This is a genomic window from Bacillus sp. GMa5/1, assembly GCF_050172015.1.
In the GTDB taxonomy this organism is placed as follows: Bacteria; Bacillota; Bacilli; order Bacillales; family Bacillaceae_G; genus Bacillus_A; species Bacillus_A cereus.
In genome coordinates, this window is record NZ_JBNLYC010000197.1 from 1 (window position 1) to 6,724 (window position 6,724).

Consider the following 6,724-nt stretch of genomic DNA (forward strand, 5'->3'; position numbering starts at 1 on the left):
GCTATTGAAATTTGAAATGACATCATGTATACTTCTAATTAGTTGATAACGATTATCAGTATCAACTAAAACATTACTCTTCGTTATGTTGGTCATACCCCTTTTTGACGACGTAAGTCAGAGACGAAATGTTGAAATATCTTGTGTCCTATTCTACAGAATTATGGTAATCTCCAACCTCAACTTATATGCGTGAGCATGCAAAAAGGATCCTATCCGTGAAGGGATCCTTTTTTGCATGCTGTCGCAATTATTGTATATAGACCAGGGATACGTTCTTCGATTCCTTCCGGTGCAGTAGAAGGGAAGAGCCATCTTTGATGAGGTCCGTGTTCTTCAACTAGTTTTTCAATTTTAAAATGTTCTTCCGCGAGTGTTGTAATGATTTCTCCTAACGTCCAGCGACGGATGGTTGTTTTAGGTAGCGATTCTTTCTGTGCTTCTGTAAGAAGGATGCTATAAGCAACATCATCTTCAATTAATTCTTCATCGAAATAATTTCCACTTGCTCGAAATGATGGATGGTCTACTCCTAATAGCTTTGTGTATATTGGATGGTAATCGCGAAGGATAAGTATTCCACCGGGCTTTAGTAGTTGAGAGATTGTTGTGAAAAGTGGTTTTAAATCTAGAAAGTAATGAAGTACACCAAGTTCCAGTAATACGATATCAAATGATTTGGAGAGATTTACATCTAGTACATCAGAAACGATGTAATGAATAGAGACGCCTGCGGCTTCCGCAAGTTCATTTGCATATTTTGCATTACTTGCTGAAATATCAACAACTGTTACGTCAGAGCCTAAAAGGGCGAGTGCGACAGCTTTATTTCCTTTTGAGCCGAGTAAATTAATAATACATTTTCCTTTTGGGGATTTTATGTAAGGTAAATAATGTGCTACTTCGCGCGTGGGATCTTTCATGATTTTTTTCGCATAATCAGCTGGTGCCCCGTGGCGATTCGTCCAAGCTTCATAAGCAGCTGTATTCCAGCTTTTTTCATTTATAGTGCTTAGTTGTTTTTGGTTCAATGTTATCACTCCTTTTGTGAACGTATAGTTATTCGGCAGGGGGATGGGATTTCCTTTTCTTTCTGGATAAAAGTTTGATTTTTCTGTGATTAAGTCGTACAATACTTGTTATACGTAAAAGCGTTGAAAAGGAAAAGTAGGATGAACACATTCTTTCCAGAGAGCTTCGGTAGCTGAGAAGAAGCAAGAATATTCATTTGAACAATGGCCTTTGAGCTTCGTCCTGAACTTATCAAATGATAATAGTAGGCGGCGACGAGAGTTGGTACTCGTTATCAAAACCACAGTATAAGAGCACATAGCTCCGTACTTGTTAAGGCTAATTATGTGAGTAATTGGCGAAATAAGGTGGTAACGCGACTGTTTATACAGCCCCGCCCTTATCTTTTTTAAGATAAGGGCGGGGCTTTTTATATTTAAAAGGAGGAATGTAAGATGAGTATTTTTATTGGAGGCGCTTGGCCGTATGCAAATGGTTCGTTACACCTTGGCCATATTGCGAGTTTGTTACCTGGAGATATTTTAGCGCGTTATTACAGGGCAAAAGGTGAGAATGTGCTGTATGTTTCAGGGAGTGATTGTAATGGAACACCGATTGCAATTAGAGCAAAACAAGAAGGTGTGACAGCGAAAGAAATTGCTGATAAGTATCATGAAGAGTTCCAGCGATGTTTTCGTAGCCTTGGTTTTACTTATGATTGTTATACACGTACAGATAGTGAGCACCATCATGAAACGGTTCAAAATGTTTTTTTACGTTTATTAGAAGAAGGACATATTTATAAAAAAACAGTGGAACAAGCGTATTGTGAAACGTGTACGCAGTTTTTACCGGATCGTTATGTAGAAGGAATATGTCCACATTGCCATGAAGCAGCAAGAGGAGATCAATGCGATGCTTGTTCTGCTATTTTAGATCCTCTCGATTTGTTAGAAAAGAAATGTAAGTTATGTGGTAGTACGCCATCTGTAGAGGAAACAGAGCATTTCTATTTTGCATTGCATACATTTCAGCAGCAAATTAAAAGAGCTGTAGAAATTGCCAAACAAACAGGGACATGGCGCGACAATGCGATTCAACTAACAGAGAGATATGTAAAGGAAGGATTACTAGATAGGGCCGTATCACGTGATTTACCAATTGGGGTACCAATTCCAGTAGAAGGGTATGAAGATAAGAAAATTTACGTATGGATTGAAGCAGTGACAGGCTATTATTCAGCGAGTAAACATTGGGCTGAAGAAACAGGGAAAGATGATCAAGAGTTTTGGGATAGCGAAGCGAAAACATATTATGTGCACGGAAAGGATAATATTCCGTTTCATTCCGTCATTTGGCCAGCGGTATTACTTGGAATAGGGGAGGAAGCAATCCCGCGTCATATCGTTTCGAATGAATATTTAACAGTTGAAAAAAGAAAATTATCTACAAGTAAAAACTGGGCCGTATGGGTGCCTGACATATTAGAACGCTATGATCCAGATTCTATTCGTTACTTTTTAACCGTCAACGCACCAGAAAATCGCGATACTGATTTTTCATGGCGGGAATTTATTTACAGTCATAATAGTGAATTATTAGGTGCATACGGGAACTTTGTGAACCGGACATTAAAGTTTATCGAAAAATATTATGGTGGTATCGTGCCGAAGGGAAGTATTGAGGTAGAGCTCAAAGATAAAGTAGAAGGATTATATAAGCGTGTAGGAGAGGCGATTGAGCAAACTAAATTTAAGGTGGCGCTAGAAACAATATTTGATACAGTACGTTTTGCAAATAAATATTTTGATGAAAAGCAGCCTTGGAAACAAAGGGAAGATGATCCAGTTTCATGTGAAGAAACGATTTATAACTGTGTGTATCTTATCGCTAATTTTGCCCATCTCCTTGAACCATTTTTACCATTTTCAAGTGAAAGAGTTCGAAACACATTGTCGATTGTGAATCGAAATTGGGAATCGCAAAATACGTTGCCAAGTAGAATTGATAGCGTGCAGCCATTATTTGAGCGAATCGATGTAAAACAAATTGAGCATGAGATAGAGAAGCTGTATGGAGCGGTAAAATGAGATAGAGAAAAAGACCTTTCAAGTAAATGAAAGGTCTTTTGTTATGCAGTATGATTCTCTTTCTTATCTTTCAAAAAGAAAAGTACAGCAAGGATTACAAGAATAATAGCTGCAATATCATACGTTATTTTAAATGTAGTATTAAAGTTTAAGTACTCTACGAAAGGAGTTTTCACTGCTCCTGCATATATACAAACGGGAACGAGAAGTAAATCGTAAAATTTCTTTTCTTTCATATATCTTATTAGGAAGAAGATACACATAATAGCAAAAAATACGATGCTTAAAATAGTCATTTATACCTCCAGATAAACTTACTTATTTTAATTGCAGTTATATCTTTTATATAAATTCTATATTTTTTCAAGCGCTGTGCACGCGATTGTGTTTCCTTTCTTTTCTAGCCGTAAGCAGCTGAGGAGTGAAGATCCCAACCAATATAAAAATAATTCCAATCCACTGCATGAACGTTACGACTTCATGTACAAGTGTAATTGAAGCAATAATAGCAGTTGGTAATTCAGCTGCACCTAATATCGTACTAAGCCCTGTTCCAACCTTTGGTACACCGATTGAAAAACAAATGACAGGTACGACAACACCGAACAAGCCGAGGAAGAAAGCATATTTCCATAGGCCAGCTTGCAAAGCACCGTCTGTTAAAAAGGTTGGCGGAAAGAATAGGCATACGATAAGAGTAGCACTTGTTGTCATAAGAAAGCTTTTCGTATAAGGCGGAACATCCGTAGCGACGCGCCCGCTTGCAAAAACATAGAATGAAAAAGAGACCGCAGCTAATAGCCCAAAGATAATCCCTTTCGTAGAAAAACTTTGTCCGAGGCCTTCAAATACACCACCTGCAAACAATGTACCAGCAAATAAAATAAGGATAGATATGATCTTATCGCGGCTTGGAAATGTTCGATTTGCAATGGCTTCGATAATGACACCAATCCAAGTGAACTGAAAGAGTAGGACGACAGCGATAGATGCGGGTAGTTCTTCTACAGAAATAGCATAAAAAATCCCAGTCATACTCATTGTTGTTCCGACGGTTAGTAATGAAAAAAATTGTTTTTTTGTTACTTTATGATGTGAAAAGAAAAGAACGAGTAGAAATAGTCCAATCCATCCGAAGACATATTGTCCCCCTAGGAGTTGATGTGCTGAAAATCCATTTATGAATCCGAGTTTGAAAATAGTTGAAAGTATGCCGTAGCTGCAAGCACCGAATAAAACGAGCAATGAATATTTAAACTTTTCCATAAAAAATCCTCCTTTTAAGTAATAAAAAACGCCCGCTATCCAAATAAGGATAACGGGCGAACGAAACAGAGTAAGACACTCTACAAAATTCCGCCACTCACACATGAAGTATGAGTTTGGGGTATGTAATTATAGTGAATGTTACATTGCTTTTGGGAATACAATGGAGCATTTTACACCTTGAGCTGTGTTTTGTATCCCGTAAGGAAACTGATGTTTATCTAATATTTGTTTCACGATATATAATCCAAGACCACTACCTTGTACTAACCCGTGTTTATCAGGATTTGCGCGATAGAAAGGCTCAAATAAATGAGCAAGTTTATCTTCATCAATTTGTGAACCTGTATTTAATACTTCTAATGCGTAACCATTTGGTTTTTCATAAAGCTTTATATATACGTGCTGATGGTCAATTGTATAATGAATTGCATTTGAAATAATGTTAAAAATAGCAGTTTGAATAAATTTAGGATCAGCTAAAATTTGTACGTCGTGTTTAATATTAGATTGTACATTTAATTGTTTTACAGATACAAAGTAATCTACTTTCTTCATAACATCCTCAATAATATTAGATAAAGAAATGACTTCTAAATTCGGTTTAAATTGAGGGTTTTGTATTTTGGATAATTCCGACATTTTTTCCGTTAATATGTTAATGTCTTGCATCATCTCGTAGGAACGTTTCAAATACTTATCTCTATCTTTATAAGCTCCAATTCCGTGAATCATGCCATCTAGTTGTCCCATGACGGCTGCGATTGGTGTTTTTAATTCATGGGACACCATAGACATAAATTCTTTACGAGATTGTTCTAATTGTTGTTCCTTCTTGAGCTCGTTTCTTAAATCTTGATTGCTTGCATGTAAATTCTTCACAATATTTGGTACTTGTGAAGCAGCTACTTGCAAATTAAAATCTGTTTGATCTGTATTTTTGTTAAGTAGCTTTTTATCGGAGAAATCAAGATTCATAATATCTTTTAAAGCATCACTCATATATTGAAAAGGTTTGGCAATTAGTTTTGTATAAATTAATGATCCGAGTAGTGATAATGCAAGCATTGTCGCGCCAATATGTGGAGCTAATTGCTGCAACGCATCTGCTAACTTTGGATTATCATTTGTATCATTTGTTTTACTTGCTGCATTTTGTGTATGTAAGGCATCATTATTAGCGGCTTTCTTTTCTGCTTCTGTAGGCGGATTAGAAGTGCTATTTTTCCCCGAAAGATTTTGTGTATGTTCTTTTGCCTTTGCAGTTTGGCTAGGCTGCAAAAGGTGATTGATAGCTGTAGAAAGAGATTTATAATCTATAATAGAAGATTGGAAATTAGAAATACTCCCCTTTGACACAGCTTTATTTTGCTTCGTTTTACTTCCGTCGTTTTGCTTATCTGAATCGGCCTGTTCTGTAGTCGGCGTTCCATTTTCTTTCGCAAAACGTTCTTTATCGTAGTTTGAAGCTAGAAAGTAAATAATTTGATAAAGACAAAGTGATAAAAGAATACAAAATAATAAGGTTTTGATGAAAATATTTTTGGTGATGTTGTCTTTGCTACGATTCGATTTTGTAGCCAATGCCTTTCACCGTTTTAATATAAGGAATTCCTAATTTTTTTCTTAAGTTTTTAATATGTGTATCTATAACTCTTACATCACCATAATGTTCATAGCCCCATACCTTATTCAACAAATCACTTCTTGATAATACTTTTCCTCGATTTTGCAGTAAAGTATAAATAATTTCAAATTCTTTTGTTGTCAATTCAATTTGATTACCATGAACATAAGCTGCATATGCTGTAGAGTTTAACATCAATTCATGGAATTGTAGTATAGTTGCAGCTTCTGCTTCCTTCGTTGCTGCCCTTCTTAATACAGCCTCTACACGCTTAATAAATACAGTGTAATGGAACGGTTTCGTAATATAGTCATCAATACCTAACTCAAATCCTTTAATTTCACTTTCTTCATTATGTAAGCCTGTTAACATAATGATTGGTACATCAGATTGTCCTCGCATAATTTTACAAATACTATAGCCATCTATATCTGGTAACATTACATCGAGGAGGACAAGATCGTATGAATTTTTTTGGAAAAGAAGAATACCTTCTGTTCCGGCACCAACTACATCAACGGTAAAGTTTTGTGCCATTAGAAATTCACGAATCAGTTCTTGTATATCTGGGTTGTCTTCAATCACCAGTATATGCGTCATAGTAACACCTCCTAAATAACGCTTTTTACTGCAATATTCGAATTCATCATTTTTCGAGTGACTCAGATTGTTTATACATATAATAAGCCCCCGCTATAAAATAATCATGAAGGTAGCAAGGGGAATAGTT

6 protein-coding genes and 1 other annotated feature are annotated in these 6,724 nt (G+C 36.2%); of the genes, 1 reads left to right on the forward strand and 5 read right to left on the reverse strand.

Translation table 11 applies throughout. The annotated features are described in order from the left end of the window. Positions 1–212 precede the first annotated feature (212 nt). Positions 213–1,031 (reverse strand): class I SAM-dependent methyltransferase, encoded by an 819-nt coding sequence (locus tag ACQGSG_RS25070; RefSeq protein ID WP_048568698.1) that lies wholly within the window; start codon positions 1,029–1,031, stop codon positions 213–215. 114 nt (positions 1,032–1,145) lie between these two features. Then, positions 1,146–1,416: a binding site (T-box leader), on the forward strand. A 50-nt stretch (positions 1,417–1,466) separates the two neighbouring features. Here ACQGSG_RS25070 and metG point away from each other — a divergent pair. Beyond that, complete coding sequence (metG, locus tag ACQGSG_RS25075) at positions 1,467–3,101, forward strand: methionine--tRNA ligase (RefSeq protein ID WP_214631743.1); 1,635 nt, start codon at positions 1,467–1,469, stop codon at positions 3,099–3,101. 41 nt (positions 3,102–3,142) lie between these two features. Here metG and ACQGSG_RS25080 read toward each other — a convergent pair whose 3' ends face one another. From ACQGSG_RS25080 to ACQGSG_RS25095, 4 genes are all read right to left on the reverse strand, one after another. After that, the gene (locus tag ACQGSG_RS25080; protein WP_000154132.1) at positions 3,143–3,397 is read right to left on the reverse strand and encodes a hypothetical protein; all 255 of its coding nucleotides are present in this window, start codon (positions 3,395–3,397) and stop codon (positions 3,143–3,145) included. 67 nt (positions 3,398–3,464) lie between these two features. Further along, the gene (locus ACQGSG_RS25085; protein WP_048568696.1) at positions 3,465–4,367 is read right to left on the reverse strand and encodes an EamA family transporter; all 903 of its coding nucleotides are present in this window, start codon (positions 4,365–4,367) and stop codon (positions 3,465–3,467) included. 141 nt (positions 4,368–4,508) lie between these two features. Beyond that, positions 4,509–5,951 (reverse strand): sensor histidine kinase, encoded by a 1,443-nt coding sequence (locus ACQGSG_RS25090; protein ID WP_048568695.1) that lies wholly within the window; start codon positions 5,949–5,951, stop codon positions 4,509–4,511. Continuing rightward, positions 5,929–6,594 (reverse strand): response regulator transcription factor, encoded by a 666-nt coding sequence (locus ACQGSG_RS25095; RefSeq protein ID WP_000148833.1) that lies wholly within the window; start codon positions 6,592–6,594, stop codon positions 5,929–5,931. Before ACQGSG_RS25095 ends, ACQGSG_RS25090 begins: the two co-directional genes overlap by 23 nt. Positions 6,595–6,724 lie beyond the last annotated feature (130 nt).